Source organism: Streptomyces sp. NPDC056224, assembly GCF_042267665.1.
Taxonomy (GTDB): Bacteria; Actinomycetota; Actinomycetes; order Streptomycetales; family Streptomycetaceae; genus Streptomyces.
The window spans coordinates 128895-144571 of record NZ_JBHJTK010000007.1; the positions used below are offsets into that span (position 1 = coordinate 128895).

The 15677-nt window shown below is 70.3% G+C and carries 13 protein-coding genes; 8 read left to right on the forward strand and 5 right to left on the reverse strand.

Annotated elements, in window-relative coordinates; all coding sequences use genetic code 11:
- Positions 1-19: 19 nt before the first annotated feature.
- From ACFCZ1_RS12585 to dusB, 3 genes are all read right to left on the reverse strand, one after another.
- The gene (locus ACFCZ1_RS12585; RefSeq protein ID WP_376678372.1) at positions 20-1072 is read right to left on the reverse strand and encodes a helix-turn-helix domain-containing protein; all 1053 of its coding nucleotides are present in this window, start codon (positions 1070-1072) and stop codon (positions 20-22) included.
- 385 nt (positions 1073-1457) lie between these two features.
- Positions 1458-4166 (reverse strand): pyruvate, phosphate dikinase, encoded by a 2709-nt coding sequence (gene ppdK, locus ACFCZ1_RS12590; protein WP_376678373.1) that lies wholly within the window; start codon positions 4164-4166, stop codon positions 1458-1460.
- Positions 4167-4530: 364 nt separating this feature from the next.
- A complete protein-coding gene (gene dusB / locus ACFCZ1_RS12595) occupies positions 4531-5673 on the reverse strand; it encodes a tRNA dihydrouridine synthase DusB (protein ID WP_376678374.1) in 1143 nt (380 codons plus the stop codon).
- Positions 5674-5725: 52 nt separating this feature from the next.
- Here dusB and ACFCZ1_RS12600 point away from each other — a divergent pair, with 52 nt between their 5' ends.
- Positions 5726-7180 carry an MFS transporter gene (locus ACFCZ1_RS12600; protein ID WP_376678375.1) on the forward strand — a complete coding sequence of 485 codons (1455 nt, stop codon included), beginning with the start codon at positions 5726-5728 and terminating at the stop codon, positions 7178-7180.
- 743 nt (positions 7181-7923) lie between these two features.
- On the opposite strand, the gene ACFCZ1_RS12605 is transcribed toward ACFCZ1_RS12600, so the two are convergent.
- Complete coding sequence (locus tag ACFCZ1_RS12605; protein ID WP_376678376.1) at positions 7924-8379, reverse strand: MarR family winged helix-turn-helix transcriptional regulator; 456 nt, start codon at positions 8377-8379, stop codon at positions 7924-7926.
- A 79-nt stretch (positions 8380-8458) separates the two neighbouring features.
- Here ACFCZ1_RS12605 and ACFCZ1_RS12610 point away from each other — a divergent pair, with 79 nt between their 5' ends.
- From ACFCZ1_RS12610 to ACFCZ1_RS12625, 4 genes are all read left to right on the forward strand, one after another.
- On the forward strand, positions 8459-8815 hold the full coding sequence (locus ACFCZ1_RS12610) for a DoxX family protein (RefSeq protein ID WP_376678377.1): 357 nt from the start codon (positions 8459-8461) through the stop codon (positions 8813-8815).
- 62 nt (positions 8816-8877) lie between these two features.
- Positions 8878-9930, forward strand: coding sequence for an aldo/keto reductase (locus tag ACFCZ1_RS12615; RefSeq protein WP_376678378.1), 1053 nt, complete (start codon positions 8878-8880; stop codon positions 9928-9930).
- A gap of 20 nt (positions 9931-9950) precedes the next feature.
- Complete coding sequence (locus ACFCZ1_RS12620; protein ID WP_376678379.1) at positions 9951-10544, forward strand: TetR family transcriptional regulator; 594 nt, start codon at positions 9951-9953, stop codon at positions 10542-10544.
- A 144-nt stretch (positions 10545-10688) separates the two neighbouring features.
- On the forward strand, positions 10689-11390 hold the full coding sequence (locus ACFCZ1_RS12625) for a VC0807 family protein (protein ID WP_376678380.1): 702 nt from the start codon (positions 10689-10691) through the stop codon (positions 11388-11390).
- A gap of 76 nt (positions 11391-11466) precedes the next feature.
- Here ACFCZ1_RS12625 and ACFCZ1_RS12630 read toward each other — a convergent pair whose 3' ends face one another.
- Complete coding sequence (locus ACFCZ1_RS12630; RefSeq protein ID WP_328925644.1) at positions 11467-12849, reverse strand: glycine--tRNA ligase; 1383 nt, start codon at positions 12847-12849, stop codon at positions 11467-11469.
- Between the two features lie 155 nt (positions 12850-13004).
- Between ACFCZ1_RS12630 and ACFCZ1_RS12635 the strand changes: the two genes are divergently transcribed.
- Genes ACFCZ1_RS12635 through ACFCZ1_RS12645 form a run of 3 tightly spaced genes read left to right on the forward strand, consistent with a single transcriptional unit; the run spans position 13005 to position 15649 of the window.
- The gene (locus ACFCZ1_RS12635; protein WP_376678381.1) at positions 13005-13964 is read left to right on the forward strand and encodes a metal ABC transporter substrate-binding protein; all 960 of its coding nucleotides are present in this window, start codon (positions 13005-13007) and stop codon (positions 13962-13964) included.
- The gene (locus ACFCZ1_RS12640; protein ID WP_376678382.1) at positions 13965-14786 is read left to right on the forward strand and encodes a metal ABC transporter ATP-binding protein; all 822 of its coding nucleotides are present in this window, start codon (positions 13965-13967) and stop codon (positions 14784-14786) included.
- Complete coding sequence (locus ACFCZ1_RS12645) at positions 14786-15649, forward strand: metal ABC transporter permease (protein ID WP_376678383.1); 864 nt, start codon at positions 14786-14788, stop codon at positions 15647-15649. The genes ACFCZ1_RS12640 and ACFCZ1_RS12645 overlap by 1 nt, the downstream gene beginning before the upstream one ends.
- The last annotated feature ends 28 nt before the right edge of the window (positions 15650-15677 follow it).

The window sequence follows — 15677 nt, forward strand, 5'->3', positions numbered from 1 at the left end:
GGCGGGGGCCGCACGCGCCTCATGAGGCCACGGCCCCGCCCCTGAGCAGCGCGGCGCCCAGCGGGGTGACCGTGTGCAGTACCGCGTTCCCGTGGCGGAGCGTGGTGACCAGCCCCGCCTCGCGCATCACGCAGGCGTGCTGGCTGGCGGAGGCCAGCGAGACACCGGCCCGGCGGGCCAGTTCGCTGGTGGTGGCGCCGTCCCCGATGGCCCGCAGCACCACCGAGCGGGTGTGCCCCACGAGCTTGCCCAGGGTGCGCTGGCGGTGCTCCTCCACGGGCCGGGCGGCCTCGCCCCCCGCGGGCGCCGAGGCCAGGTGGGCGGCGGCCGGATAGACCAGCACCGGCGGCAGCTCCGGGTCGTGCAGGGTCACCGCGGTGCGCCGGCAGAAGAAGGACGGCTGGAGCAGCAGCCCGCGCCCCCGCAGCCGTACGTCCCGGTCCACGGGGTAGTCGCACTCCAGCACCGGGGCCCGCCAGCGCAGCATCGGCGGCAGCGAGGCCAGCAGCTCGTCCGCGCCCCCGTCCAGCAGGGCCCGGCCGCGCGCGGCCCGCTCGGCCTCGATCTGGGCCTGGATGTGGGTCCAGTACGGCTCCACGGCCGCCCGGTGGTACCCGCGCAGCTCGCCGAGCAGCCTCGGCAGCTGCCCGGTGCCGCCGTCCATGAACTCCCGCAGCCGCCGCGGGACCGTGGTGTCCGGGCACCCGCTCACGGCGGAGGGCATCCCGAAGGCCGCCCCGAGGCCCGCTCCCGCGCCCAGCAGGGCCAGCTCGTGGCGCATCCGCTCGGGGCGGATGGCCCGCAGCGCGTCGAGCCCCAGGTCCCACCCGTACTGCCCCTCCACAGGGGTGAGGAAATCGGGGAAATAGCCTCGGCTCGGTATGAGCGCACCGAGCAAGCGTGTTTCACTGTTCAACCTGCTCCGGGTTTCCGTACGCCATTCACCGAACAGCCGGGCATCACGCCGGTCTCTTAAGCGATGGAAGCTGAGAATCGTCTCCCACAACGCATCGGGACGCCCTGCCATCCGTACGCGTGCCAGGTCCACTCCAGTGAAATGGATACGCAGCACCGAACCCCCACCTGTGCAATCGCAATCCCCCCGCCCCATGAGTATGCATGCCGTCACACGTGGTCACCACGCCCTTTCGGCCACAGTTGAAACCCCTTTCGGCGGGGGCGTGACAACCGAAATCCTGTACTCCGCCGGGCACACTCCGATGCGACCGAAACGCTCCGCGAAGGCCGTGGGGGGCTTTGCGGGGCCTGGCGGTCGGTCGCACCGGGAAGCGCCGACGTGCCCGGCAGAATGACAGCGGCGGTGGACGGGTGGGGATCCGTCCACCGCCTGCTGGCGTAAAGGTTTGTTGAACAGAAAAAATAGGCGCGCCCGCCCCCGGGGCGTCAGGGAACCCGGGGGCAGGCGCGGTCTGTGAGGCCCTTCTCAGGGCCGGGGATCAGCGGCTGTCGCTGCCCTTCGCCTCGGCGGCCGCGCGGCCGGCCTCCAGGCGCGCCACCGGGATCCGGAAGGGCGAGCAGGAGACGTAGTCGAGGCCGACCTCGTGGAAGAAGTGGACGGACTCGGGGTCGCCGCCGTGCTCACCGCAGACGCCGAGCTTGAGCTCGGGGCGGGTGGCCCGGCCGGCCTGGACGGCGCTGCGGACCAGCGAGCCGACGCCGTCCCTGTCGATGGTCTCGAAGGGCGAGACCCCGAAGATGCCCTTCTCCAGGTACGCGGTGAAGAAGCTGGCCTCGACGTCGTCGCGGGAGAAGCCCCACACCGTCTGGGTCAGGTCGTTCGTTCCGAAGGAGAAGAACTGCGCGGCCTCGGCGATCTGCCCGGCCGTCAGGGCGGCGCGCGGCAGCTCGATCATCGTGCCGATGCTCAGCTTGAGGCTGGTGCCCGTGGCGGCCTCGACCTCGGCGATGACCCGGTCGGCCTCCTCGCGGACGATCTCCAGCTCCTGCACGGTGCCCACGAGGGGGACCATGATCTCGGCGCGCGGGTCGCCCTTGGCGTTCTTGCGCTCGGCCGCGGCCTCGGCGATCGCCCGTACCTGCATGGCGAACAGGCCGGGGATGACCAGGCCGAGGCGGACGCCGCGCAGACCCAGCATCGGGTTCTGCTCGTGCAGCTTGTGCACGGCCTGGAGCAGGCGCAGGTCGTTCTCGTTGGCGTCCTTGCGGGACTCGGCGAGGGCGACGCGCACCGACAGCTCGGTGATGTCGGGCAGGAACTCGTGCAGCGGCGGGTCCAGCAGGCGGACGGTGACGGGCAGGCCGTCCATCGCCTCGAACAGCTCGACGAAGTCCTTCTTCTGCAGCGGCAGGAGGGCACTGAGTGCCCCCTCGCGCTCGCCGTCGGTGTCCGCGAGGATCAGGCGCTCGACCATCTCGCGGCGCTCACCGAGGAACATGTGCTCGGTGCGGCACAGGCCGATGCCCTGGGCGCCGAAGCGGCGGGCGCGCGAGGCGTCCTCGGCGTTGTCGGCGTTGGCGCGCACCCGCAGGCGGCGGACGCGGTCCGCGTACGCCATGATCCGGTGCACGGCGGCGACCAGCTCGTCGGCGTCGTCGGCGCCGGCGTGCATGCGGCCCTCGAAGTACTCGACGACCGGGGACGGTACGACCGGTACCTCACCGAGGTACACCTTGCCGGTGGAGCCGTCGATGGAGACGACGTCGCCCTCTTCGATGACCGTCTCGCCGACCGTCATGCGGCGGCGCTTGGTGTCGACGTCGAGCTCCTCGGCGCCGCAGACACAGGTCTTGCCCATGCCGCGGGCGACGACGGCCGCGTGCGAGGTCTTGCCGCCGCGCGAGGTCAGGATGCCCTCGGAGGCGATCATGCCGTCCAGGTCGTCCGGGTTGGTCTCGCGGCGGATCAGGATGACCTTCTCGCCGGAGCGGGACCACTTGACGGCCGTGTACGAGTCGAAGACGGCCTTGCCGACGGCCGCGCCCGGGGAGGCGGCGATACCACGGCCGAGCAGCGTGGTCTTCGCGTCCTCGTCGAAGCGCGGGAACATCAGCTGCGCGAGCTGGTGACCGGTGACGCGCTGCAGGGCCTCGGCCTCGTCGATCAGGCCCTGGTCCACGAGCTGGGTGGCGATGCGGAAGGCGGCACCGGCGGTGCGCTTGCCGACGCGGGTCTGGAGCATCCACAGCTGGCCGCGCTCGATGGTGAACTCGATGTCGCAGAGATCCTTGTAGTGGGTCTCCAGCGTCTCCATGATCGTCATGAGCTGGTCGTACGAGGCCTTGTCGATGGCCTCCAGGTCCGCGAGCGGAACGGTGTTGCGGATGCCCGCGACCACGTCCTCGCCCTGGGCGTTCTGGAGGTAGTCGCCGTAGACGCCCTGGTGGCCGCTGGCGGGGTCGCGGGTGAAGGCGACGCCGGTGCCGGAGTCGGGGCCGAGGTTGCCGAAGACCATGGAGCAGATGTTGACCGCGGTGCCCAGGTCGCTGGGAATGCGCTCCTGGCGGCGGTAGAGCTTGGCGCGGTCGGTGTTCCACGAGTTGAAGACCGCCTCGACGGCGAGGTCCATCTGCTCGCGGGCGTCCTGCGGGAAGTCGCGGCCGGCTTCCTTGGCCACGATCTTCTTGAAGACCTTGACCAGCTTCTTCAGGTCCGCGGCGTCGAGGTCGGTGTCGACGCTGACCTTCTTGGCGGCCTTGGCCTCGTCGAGGGCGTCCTCGAAGAGCTCGCCCTCGACGCCGAGGACGGTCTTGCCGAACATCTGGATGAGGCGGCGGTACGAGTCCCACGCGAAGCGCTCGTCACCGGACTGAGAGGAGAGGCCGGCGACGGACTCGTCGGAGAGGCCGATGTTGAGGACGGTGTCCATCATGCCGGGCATCGAGAACTTGGCGCCGGAGCGCACGGAGACCAGCAGCGGGTCGTCCGACTGGCCGAGCTTCTTGCCCATCTTCGCCTCGAGGGCCACGAGGTGGGCGCTGACCTCGTCGCGGAGCTCGGCCGGGGCCGTGCCGCTTTCGAGGTAGACCTTGCAGGCCTCGGTGGTGATGGTGAAGCCGGGAGGGACGGGGAGACCGAGGTTGGTCATCTCGGCGAGGTTGGCTCCCTTGCCGCCGAGAAGGTCCTTGAGGTCCCGGTTGCCCTCGGTGAAGTCGTAGACGAACTTCTGATCTTTGTTTTCCGACACGGGTCTCGACTCCTCGAGGCTCGGTGGCTGCCCTGACGGCCAGGAACATACCCAGATCGAAGGCTTCTGGGTACGTCCACTTGGTCGTCATGCGGATGTAACCACCCGTGCGCCAGCAGATCGAAAGTAACTCATGGGTAATCAGAAGGGCCCCTGAGCGTTCACATCCCGAAGCCCGATGGGTCTCCTGAGGCTTGATCACGCTCGGATGAGCGATCATCGATACATTTGCCTTCAAGTATTGAACGCACAAAGGGTGGCACCCAGTGCCACCCTTTGAAAGTCTTACCCGTGATCTTCGCGCTCATCTGAGCGAAACCTCTCCCATGCGTGGCGTATATCACGCGACACTGAGGGCGATTTGTCAGCCTCCGGAGGTGTCCAGTTCGGCGTCCTCACTGATGCCCGCGCAGTCGTACGGGTCCTTCAACCAGCCGTCCGGCAGGACAACTCGGTTGTTTCCGGACGTCCGACCCCGCGGGCCGTCCGCGCTCTCGGGCCAGGCTTGATCCAGATCAAGCTCGCTCAGATGAGCGTCCAGTTCGGCCAGGGAGGAGGTGACCGCCAGCTTCTTGCGCATCTCCGAGCCGACGGAGAACCCCTTGAGGTACCAGGCCACGTGCTTACGGAAGTCGATCACCCCGCGCGCCTCGTCGCCGATCCACTCCCCCAGCAGCTGTGCATGGCGGTGCATGGTGCCCGCGACCTCGCGCAGAGTGGGCTTGTGGAAGTCCTCGGGGCGGCCCTCGAAGGCCGCCACCAGGTCGTTGAACAGCCACGGCCGCCCCAGGCAGCCGCGCCCCACGACCACGCCGTCGCAGCCGGTCTCGCGGACCATGCGCAGCGCGTCCTCCGCGCACCAGATGTCGCCGTTGCCGAGCACCGGGATCTCCGGCACGTGCTCCTTGAGCCGCGCGATGGCGTCCCAGTCGGCGGTGCCGCCGTAGTGCTGGGCGGTGGTGCGTCCGTGCAGGGCGATCGCGGTGACGCCCTCCTCGACGGCGATCCGGCCGGCGTCGAGGTAGGTGAGGTGGTCGTCGTTGATGCCCTTGCGCATCTTCATGGTCACCGGCAGGTCGCCCGCTCCGGCGACGGCCTCGCGGAGGATCGCGCGCAGCAGGTTCCGCTTGTAGGGCAGGGCCGAGCCGCCGCCCTTGCGGGTGACCTTGGGGACGGGGCAGCCGAAGTTGAGGTCGATGTGGTCGGCGCGGTCCTCTTCGACGATCATGCGGACCGCCTTGCCGACCGTCGCCGGGTCGACTCCGTACAGCTGGATCGAGCGCGGCTTCTCGGTCTCGTCGAAGTGGATCAGCTGCATGGTCTTCTCGTTGCGCTCGACCAGCGCGCGGGTCGTGATCATCTCGCTCACGAACAGCCCCTTGCCGCCCGAGAACTCCCGGCAGAGGGTACGGAACGGGGCATTGGTGATGCCGGCCATGGGCGCGAGCACCACCGGGGGCTGCACGGTGTGCGGGCCGATCGCGAGAGGCGGGGGGAGCGTGGTCATCCGCCCATTGTCCCGCATGCCGGGGCGGTGGGGCAGACGTACGATCGGCGGCATGATCGAGCCGAGTCAGCCGAGTCAGCCGAGTCGCCGGCAGCGCATGATCGTCCTGGCCGTCTGCTGCATGAGCCTGCTGATCGTCAGCCTCGACAACACCGTCCTGAACGTCGCGCTGCCCTCGATGCGCGAAGACCTGAACGCCTCGGTCGCGGGGATGCAGTGGACGATCGACGCCTACACCCTCGTCCTCGCCTCGCTGCTCATGCTCGCGGGCTCCACCGCCGACCGGATCGGCCGCCGCAGGGTGTTCGTCGCCGGCCTGGTGCTCTTCACGGCCGGATCCCTGCTCTGCTCGCTCGCGCCCAGCCTCGAATGGCTCATCGTCTACCGGATGGTCCAGGCGGTCGGCGGCGCGATGCTCAACCCGGTGGCGATGTCGATCATCACCAACACCTTCACGGAGCCGGCCGAGCGGGCGCGGGCGATCGGTATCTGGGGAGCGGTCGCGGGCGTCTCCATGGCGGCGGGACCGCTGGTCGGCGGTGTGCTGGTGGACTCCGTGGGCTGGCGCTCCATTTTCTGGGTGAACCTGCCGATCGGTCTGGCGGCCCTCGTGCTGACCGTGCGCCACGTCCCCGAGTCCCGGGCGGCTCGGGCGCGGCGCCCCGATCCGGTGGGACAGCTGCTGATCATGGCGCTGCTGGGCACTCTGACGTACGGGATCATCGAGGCGCCGGCCGCGGGCTGGCACTCGCCGGTGATCATGGGCTGCGCCGTGGTGGCCTTCGCCTCGCTGGTGGGGCTGCTGATCTACGAGCCCCGGCGCGAGGAGCCGCTGATCGATTTCCGGTTCTTCCGGAGCGCGCCCTTCAGCGGGGCCACGGTGATCGCCGTGAGCGCCTTCTCCGGAATGGCCGGGTTCCTCTTCCTGAACACCCTGTACCTGCAGGACGTACGCGGGCTGGACGCGCTGCACGCCGGGCTCTACATGCTGCCGATGGCCGCGCTGACCATGCTGTTCGCACCGCTGTCGGGCCGGCTGGTGGGCAGCCGGGGACCGCGGCTGCCGCTGCTCATCGCGGGCGTGGCGATGGCCGCGAGCGGGCTGCTCTTCGCCGCCTTCCGGGCCGAGACCTCCACTGCGCTCATGTTCACCGGGTACGTGCTGTTCGGACTCGGCTTCGGCATGGTGAACGCGCCGGTCACCAATACGGCGGTGTCCGGGATGCCGCGGTCCCAGGCGGGTGTCGCGGCAGCCATCGCCTCCACCAGCCGGCAGACGGGCAGCACGCTGGGCGTCGCGATCGTCGGCGCGGTCCTGGCGGCCGGGCTGGCGAACGGCTCGGACTTCGCCGGGGCGACCGGCCCGGCGTGGTGGATCATCACGGGCTGCGGCGTGCTGGTCCTGGTGGTGGGCGCAGCAACGAGCGGCCCCTGGGCCCGCGCGACGGCGGCCCGCACGGCCCGCACCCTGGACCCGACGACCCCCCGCACCCGAGCGGACGCCTGACCCGCCGGGGGCGGGCGCGGCGGGCGGGGGCGGGGCGGGGGCGAAGCGCGCGGGACGCGGGGACGCGGAGCCGAGCAGGACCGCAGCCCACCTCCGACCCCCCGGGCGCAAGGCCGGGGCCACGCGCGGGCACGGGCACAGCCCGGCGCGGAGCACGATGCAACGCGGACGGACGGCGCGCAGGGCCCGGCGCACGGCACCGCACCCAGCAGGGCGCAGCCCACGACCACCCGGCCCCCCGAGGCACAGGCCGGCCGGGCACGGGCATGGCCCGGCACGGAGCACGATGCAACACGGGCGGATGGCGCGCAGGGCCCAGCGCGCGGCACGGTCACCCAGCAGGGCGCAGCCCACCGCCCCCGCCCCGGGGCACAACGCCGGGGCCACGGCCCGGCGCGCGATGTGGTGCAGCAGCGCAGGGGCCGAGCGCGGAGCAGGGCGCGGCCCACGACCACCCGGCCACCGGGGCGCAAGGCCGGGGAAGGCCCCGGGGAACGCGCCCGGAGCGAGGCCACGAAACGTGCGGGCCGGGGCAAGGTCGCCCCGGACCCGGGCACGGGGGCACCGGGCCGGGGCGCTGGAGCCGAGGGCCCTCCGGCACGGGCCGTGGCGACGCGCTCCCGAGAGCCCTGCACGGCCGTGCGGCCGACCGATGCTCCCGGTGAGAGCGGTCCGGCTTCCGGAGACGGGGCCCCGGCACGGGATGTCCACGCCCGGCCCACCCCCGGCAGGGGCCGGCGGGCCTACTCCTGGCAGTCGAACTCGTCCGCGCGGGTGTCGATCCGCGCCAGGAGGGCGCGCAGGACGTCCTGGTCACCGGCCGACAGGCCCGCGAACAGGCCCTGCTCGACCTCGTCGAGCGCCGCGTTCGTCTTGCCCAGTGCGGTCGATCCGGCGACGGTGATGGCCACGTTGTGGCGACGGCGGTCGGCCGGGTCCCGCCGGCGTTCGGCCAGGCCGTCGCCTTCCAGGTCGTTCAGGATCCCGACGAGCACGCTCGGGTCCACCTCCAGCCGCTCGGCGAGCGCCCGCTGGCTGATGGGGCCGTCCTCCAGATGCATCAGCGTCATCGCGTGCCGTGGGGTGAGCCCCGCCGCGCTGAGCGCCTTCTTCATCCGCGCCTGGGTGACCGATCCGTGCCAGGCCAGCAGCAGGCCCAGCCGCTGCGGAGGGTGCGATCCGTCCTGATCTGCCGTCATGGTCCACATCGTAGCAATCGAGAAATGATTGCACTCTCTATATCGTTGATGCTATTCAATGATTCCAGATAACCGACTGTTGGAGATCTCCATGTTCATCGCCTACGCCGTCGTCGGCGGCCTCCTCGCCCTCGTCCTCACCGCCTCCGCCACCCTCACGCTCCATCGCAACGACCAGATCGTCGCCAGCATGCGCAAGGTCCAGGTCCCGGATTCCTGGCTGCCACGCCTGGCCACCCTCAAGGCCGCCGGCGCGATCGGCCTGGTCGCGGGCCTGTGGATCACCCCCCTCGGCATCGCCGCCGCCATAGGCGTGACCCTCTACTTCGTCGGCGCGGTCATCGCCCACCTCCGCGCCGGGGATTTCGAGCTCGCCCCGGCCGCCGTCCTGACCGCGATCGCGGCAGCCGCCCTGGCCCTGCGGGTCCTGTCGTAGCCCCTCCACACTGACGGGTGACAGATATTGAAATCTGTCACTCGTCATGCCATTCTCGTTCCATGACCACGAACGAGAACGCCACAGCCACCGCCACTGCCACCCCCCGCACCCCCACTCGCACCCTCGGCGCCACGGGACCGTCCGTCTTCCCCCTCGGCCTCGGCTGCATGGGGATGTCCGCCCTGTACGGGGAGGCCGACCGCGCGGAGTCCATCGCCACCCTTCACGCCGCCCTGGACGCCGGCGTCACGCTGCTCGACACCGGCGACTTCTACGGCATGGGCCATAACGAACTGCTGATCAACGAAGCCCTGCGCACCGCGCCCGCCGCGGCCCGCGAGCAGGCGCTGACCAGCGTCAAGTTCGGCGCCTTGCGCACGGTCGAGGGCGGCTTCACCGGCTACGACGGCCGGCCCGAGGCCGTCAAGAACTTCCTGGCCTACTCGCTCCAGCGCCTCGGCCGGGATCACATCGACATCTACCGGATCGCCCGGGTGGACCCGGACGTCCCGATCGAGGAGACCATCGGGGCCATCGCCGAGGCGGTCGAGGCAGGGCACGTGCGCCACATCGGCCTCTCCGAGGTCGGCGCGGACACCCTGCGCCGGGCCGCCACCGTGGCCCCCATCGCCGACCTCCAGATCGAGTACTCGCTCATCTCCCGCGGCATCGAGGAGGAGATCCTGCCGACCGCCCGCGAGCTGGGCATAGGCATCACGGCGTACGGAGTGCTGTCGCGCGGCCTGATCAGCGGCCACTTCACCCGGGACCGCAGGCTGAGCCCGCGCGACTTCCGCGGCATGAGCCCCCGCTTCCAGGGCGACAACCTCGGCCGGAACCTCGATCTGGTCGACGCCCTGCGCAAGGTCGCCGAGGCCAGGGGGGTCAGCGTTGCCCAGACCGCCATCGCGTGGGTGCTCTCCCGCGGCGAGGACATCGTGCCGCTGGTGGGTGCCCGGCGCCGGGACCGGCTGGCCGAGGCACTGGGTGCCATGGAGATATCGCTCAGCGCTGCCGACCTGGCCGCGATCGAGGAGGCCGTGCCCGCGGGCGCCGCGGCCGGGGACCGTTACCCGGCGGCGCAGATGGCCCACCTCGACAGCGAGCACTGAGCGGGCGGTACGGTCGTCCCATGCCCCCCGCTGCTGCCGAGCCCCTGACACCCGAGCGCATCCTCGAAACCACCGAGGAGGTGCTGCGCCGCTTCGGCCCGACCAAGGCGACGGTGGTGGACGTGGCCCGCGCGCTGGGCGTCAGCCACGGCAGCGTGTACCGGCACTTCCCGTCGAAGGCGGCGTTGCGCGAGGCCGTCACGGACCGCTGGCTCGCCAAGAGCGTCGTCATGCTGGAGGGGATCACCTCGGCGCCCTCCGAGAGCGCCCCCTCCAAGCTGGAGGCGTGGCTGGAGGCATTGTTCGAGGCCAAGCGTCACAAGGCGGGTGACGACCCGGAGCTGTTCGCCACGTACACCGTGCTGCTCGCCGAGAACAGCGGGATCGTGGAAACGCACCTGACCGAGCTGATCGGCCAGCTGGCCCGGATCATCGCCGAGGGTGTCGCGGCGGGCACACTCGCCGCCGACGACGTACCGGCCGCCGCCCGTGCGGTCTTCGACGCCACCGGCCGCTTCCACGACCCGCAGTACGCGGCCGACTGGCTCTCACCCACGATCTTTACGGAGTTCGAGGCGGTCACCGCTCTGGTCATCCGGGGTCTGCGCGCCTGACGCGGCCCGGCCCGGCCGGACCGCCCGGAGTCTTTCGGTCCGGACAGCTTGATGATCATTTTGGACGCGTTCGTCTTGTACATGCCATCTCGATGTCCTTACGGTCCCCCTACCGCACTCATCAGGCACGTTCCAGGGGGAACCTTGTCCGCCCAAGAAGCACGGCCCACACCTCCCGCCCGCTCGGGAGCCGCAACCGCCCTCGGCTGGATCCTGACCATCGGCCTCAATGTCGTGGCGCCGATCATCACGTACAACACGCTCGTCGACGACCATGGCTGGAGCGAGTTCTCGGCGCTGCTCCTCAGCAGCGTCTGGCCGGTGCTCGACAGCGCCATCAGCGTGGCCTGGCGGCGCAAGCTCGACGAGTTCGCCATCGTCACCCTGGTGTTCATCGTGATCACGGCCGTCGTCTCGCTCATCGGCGCGCACTCCGCCCGCGCCCTGCTCGTCAAGGACTCGGGCGTGACCGGGCTGTTCGGGCTCCTGTGCCTGGCCACGCTGCTCGCACCGCGCCCGTTGATGTTCTACTTCGGCCGCAAGTTCGCCACCGACGGCACCCCGGAGAGCACGGCCTGGTGGAACGGCCTGTGGCAGTACGAGGGTTTCCGGACCACCATGACCCGGATGACCCTGGTCTGGGGCGTCGTCTACGTCATCGAGGCCATCGTCCGCATCGCCCTGGCGTACGCCCTGAGCACCAAGACCATGGTGACCCTCAGCCCGATCATGATCTATGGGGTGCTCGGCGCGCTGGGTGTGTGGACCGCCCTGTACGGCAAGCGGTCCCAGGCGGAGGGCGAGCGCCGCGCCGCCGCCGCGGCAGCCGAGGCTCCGGCCACCTGAGACGGGCACGCGTGAAAGGCCTGTGGCCCGGTGCGCTGCGAGCGCGCCGGGCCACAGGCCTTTCGAACGGCGGAACCTAGCAGCCGAGCAGGCGGCTGCCGAGGTAGCTCTGGATCTGGTCCAGGGAGACGCGCTCCTGCTTCATGGTGTCGCGCTCGCGCACGGTCACCGCGTTGTCGTCCAGGGTGTCGAAGTCGACGGTGACGCAGAACGGCGTACCGATCTCGTCCTGGCGACGGTAGCGGCGGCCGATGGCGCCCGCGTCGTCGAACTCGATGTTCCAGTTCTTGCGCAGGTCGGCGGCGAGGCCCTTGGCCTTCGGCGACAGCTGCGGATTGCGGGACAGCGGCAGGACGGCGACCTTGATCGGGGCCAGGCGCGGGTCGAGGCGCATCACGGTGCGCTTCTCCATGACGCCCTTGGCGTTCGGGGCCTCGTCCTCGATGTACGCGTCGAGCATGAAGGCGAGCATGGCGCGGTTGACACCGGCCGCCGGCTCGATGACGTACGGGGTGTAGCGCTCACCGGCCTCCTGGTCGAAGTAGGTGAGGTCCTGGCCGGAGGCGGCGGAGTGGGCCTTGAGGTCGAAGTCGGTGCGGTTGGCCACGCCTTCGAGCTCGGAGAACTCGTTGCCACCGAAGTTGAAGCGGTACTCGATGTCGGCGGTGCGCTTCGAGTAGTGGGACAGCTTCTCCTTCGGGTGCTCGTACCAGCGGATGTTCTCCTCGCGGATGCCGAGGTCGCGGTACCAGTTCCACCGCTCCGCCATCCAGTACTCCTGCCACTGCTCATCCTCGCCCGGCTTGACGAAGAACTCCATCTCCATCTGCTCGAACTCGCGCGTGCGGAAGATGAAGTTGCCCGGAGTGATCTCGTTGCGGAAGGACTTGCCCATCTGCGCGATGCCGAAGGGGGGCTTCTTGCGCGAGGTGGTCTGCACCATGGCGAAGTTGGTGAAGATGCCCTGGGCGGTCTCGGGGCGCAGGTACGCCTTGGAGGCGGTGTCCTGGCTCGGGCCGAGGTGCGTCTCCAGCATGCCGGAGAACTGCTTGGGCTCGGTGAACTGGCCCTTCACGCCGCAGTGGGGGCAGTTGATGTCGGCGAGGCCGTTCTCGGGCAGACGGCCGTGCTTGGCCTCGTACGCCTCTTCAAGGTGGTCCGCGCGGTGACGCTTGTGGCAGGCGGTGCACTCGGTCAGCGGGTCCGAGAAGGTGGCGACGTGACCGGAGGCCACCCAGACCTCGGGGGCCAGGATCACGGACGAGTCGAGACCGACGATGTCCTCACGCCCGGTGACCATCGCCTTCCACCACTGGCGCTTGATGTTCTCCTTGAGCTCGACACCCAGCGGACCGTAGTCCCAGGCAGCCCTGGAGCCGCCGTAGATGTCACTGCACGGGAAAACGAAGCCACGGCGCTTGCTCAGGCTGACGATGGTGTCGATCTTGTCGGCGGCCACGGTGCTCTCTTCATTACGAGGACGAACGGCGAAGTCTTTAGGTTACCGGCGCCCGCACCCCCGCTTTCAAGTCGGTTCCCCTCCCACGGCACCGACCAGGGGCCCCTCACCTGGGTTTTTGACAATCGTTTCCATTTTTGATGAAAATGGATGTCATGAACGCACGACGCCTCATACCCACCGCCGCCCTCGCCGGAGCCGTCGCCCTCGGCGCCACGGCCCTCACCGCCTGCTCCGGAGCCTCCGCGAGCGGCAGCACGGACGGCAAGCTCGACGTGACGGCGTCGTTCTACCCGATGCAGTTCCTCGCCGAGCAGATCGGCAAGGACCACGTGAAGGTCGACACCCTGACCAAGCCGGGTGTCGAACCGCACGACCTGGAGATCACCCCGAAGCAGACCGCCCAGCTGGGCGAGGCCGACGTGATCCTCTACCTCAAGTCCCTGCAGCCCGCCGTCGACAAGGCCGTCGCCCAGTCCGGCGGGAAGAACGTCGTCGACGCCGCGGCCCTCACCAAGCTCGAAGCCCACGCCGCCGCAGGCCACGAGGGCGAGGGCGAGGCGGGCCACGACCACGGCCACGAGGGCGACGTCGGCGCGGACCCGCACATCTGGCTCGACCCCGCCAAGTACGCGGAGGTCGCCAAGGGCGTCGGCGCGGCCCTGGAGAAGGCCGACCCCGACCACGCCGCCGACTACAAGAAGAACACCGACGAGCTGGTCGGCAAGCTGACCGGGCTCGACACCGAGTTCAAGGACGGCCTGAAGAACACGTCCACCAGGACCTTCATCACCACCCACTCCGCCTTCGGCTACCTCGCCGAGCGCTACGGCCTGGACCAGGAGGGCATCGCCGGCGTCGACCCCGAGGCCGAGCCGAGCCCGGCCCGGGTCAAGGAGATCCAGGAGATCGCGAAGAAGGAGAATGTCAGCACGGTGTTCTTCGAGACCCTGGCCAGCGACAAGACGGCCAAGACCCTCGCGACGGACACCGGCCTGACGACCGACGTCCTCGACCCGCTCGAGGGAATCACCGGCAAGTCCCAGGGCGCTGACTACTTCGAGGTCATGCGGTCCAACCTGAAGAACCTCCAGAAGGCGCTCGGAGCCAAGTAGATGACAGCAGCAGCAACGGAGGCGCGAGCCATGCAGTCAACGCCCCGACAGGCAGATGACCAGCCCGTGATATCCCTGCGCGGGGCCACGGCCTCGCTCGGCTCGCGCCCCGTGCTGCGCGGGATCGACCTCACCGTCCACCGCGGCGAGGTCGTCGCACTGCTCGGCGCCAACGGCTCCGGCAAGTCCACGGCCGTCCGCGCGGTCGTCGGCCAGGTCCCGCTCACCGACGGCGCCCTGTCCCTCTTCGGGACGGACTTCAGGCGCTTCAAGGACTGGTCGCGCATCGGGTACGTCCCGCAGCGCACCACCGCCGCCGGCGGTGTCCCCGCCACCGTCCGCGAGGTCGTCTCCTCCGGCCGGCTGGCCCGTTCCCGCTTCGGCGTCCTGCGCAAGGCCGACAAGGCCGCCGTGGAGCGCGCCCTGGCCCTCGTGGACATGGACGGGCACGGCGAGGTCTCGGTCGACGCCCTCTCCGGCGGCCAGCACCAGCGCGTCCTGATCGCCCGGGCGCTCGCCGTCGAGCCGGAGCTCCTGATCATGGACGAGCCGATGGCCGGCGTGGACCTCGCCAACCAGGAGGTCCTCGCGAACGCGCTGCGCGAGCAGGTCGCCGCCGGCGCCACCGTCCTCCTCGTCCTGCACGAGCTGGGCCCGCTGGAGCCGCTGATCGACCGCGCCGTCGTCCTGCGCGACGGCTGCGTGGTCCACGACGGCCCGCCCCCGGAGGCCGTCGGCCAGCACGCCCTGCCCGGCCACGACCACGTACACCCCCACGCGGCGCACGGCGCCGAGCCCCTGCGGACTGGACTGCTGAGCTGATGGACCTCCTCGACTACGCCTTCATGCAGCGGGCCCTGATCGCCGCCGCGCTGGTCGGCATCACGGCGCCCGCCATCGGCACGTACCTCGTCCAGCGGCGCCAGGCGCTCATGGGTGACGGACTCGGCCACGTCGCCATGACCGGCGTCGCCCTCGGCTTCGTGCTCCACACCAGCCCGGTGTGGATGGCCACGCTCGTGGCCGTCGTCGGCGCCGTCGGCATGGAGCTGATCCGCTCCCGCGGCAGAACCAGCGGGGACGTCGCCCTCGCCATGCTCTTCTACGGCGGCCTCGCCGGCGGCGTCATGATCATCAACATCGGGGGCGGCTCCACCGCCAGCCTCCTCGGCTCCATGTTCGGCTCGATCACCACGGTCGCCGCCGAGGACGTCACCGCGATGGCGCTCCTCGCCGCCTTCGTCCTCGCCGTCACCATCGGCCTGCGCAGGCAGCTCTTCGCCGTCTGCCAGGACGAGGAGTTCGCCCGGGTCACCGGCCTGCCCGTACGCGCCCTGAACCTCCTGATCGCGGTCACCGCCGCGGTCACCGTCACCGTCGCCATGCGCATCGTGGGCCTGCTGCTGGTCAGCGCCATGCTGGTGATCCCGGTCGCGGCCGCCCAGCGGCTCACCCGCAGTTTCGCCGCCACGCTGAGCCTGGCCATCGCCATCAGCCTGACCGTCTCCGTGACCGGCACGGCGGCCACGTACTACATCAACGTGCCGTCGGGCGCCACGATCGTGCTGCTCGCGATCGGCGTCTTCATGGTGCTGACGGCCCTGTCCGCCCCCCTGGCCAGGCGCCGGGCGAAGGCCGCCCGCGCCGCCGAAGAGGTGTGCACGCGGGACGACGTGAAGGTCTAGGGGCCCCGGCCGCCTGGCACAATGGCGG

Bases quoted from the DNA above. Each gene is read 5' to 3' on its own strand.
- ACFCZ1_RS12605 (WP_376678376.1), bottom strand. From the start codon at position 8,379: ATGACGGCAGATCAGGACGGATCGCACCCTCCGCAGCGGCTGGGCCTG.
- ACFCZ1_RS12620 (WP_376678379.1), top strand. From the start codon at position 9,951: ATGCCCCCCGCTGCTGCCGAGCCCCTGACACCCGAGCGCATCCTCGAA.
- ACFCZ1_RS12635 (WP_376678381.1), top strand. From the start codon at position 13,005: ATGAACGCACGACGCCTCATACCCACCGCCGCCCTCGCCGGAGCCGTC.
- ACFCZ1_RS12640 (WP_376678382.1), top strand. From the start codon at position 13,965: ATGACAGCAGCAGCAACGGAGGCGCGAGCCATGCAGTCAACGCCCCGA.
- ACFCZ1_RS12645 (WP_376678383.1), top strand. From the start codon at position 14,786: ATGGACCTCCTCGACTACGCCTTCATGCAGCGGGCCCTGATCGCCGCC.
- dusB (WP_376678374.1), bottom strand. From the start codon at position 5,673: ATGACCACGCTCCCCCCGCCTCTCGCGATCGGCCCGCACACCGTGCAG.
- ACFCZ1_RS12615 (WP_376678378.1), top strand. From the start codon at position 8,878: ATGACCACGAACGAGAACGCCACAGCCACCGCCACTGCCACCCCCCGC.
- ACFCZ1_RS12600 (WP_376678375.1), top strand. From the start codon at position 5,726: ATGATCGAGCCGAGTCAGCCGAGTCAGCCGAGTCGCCGGCAGCGCATG.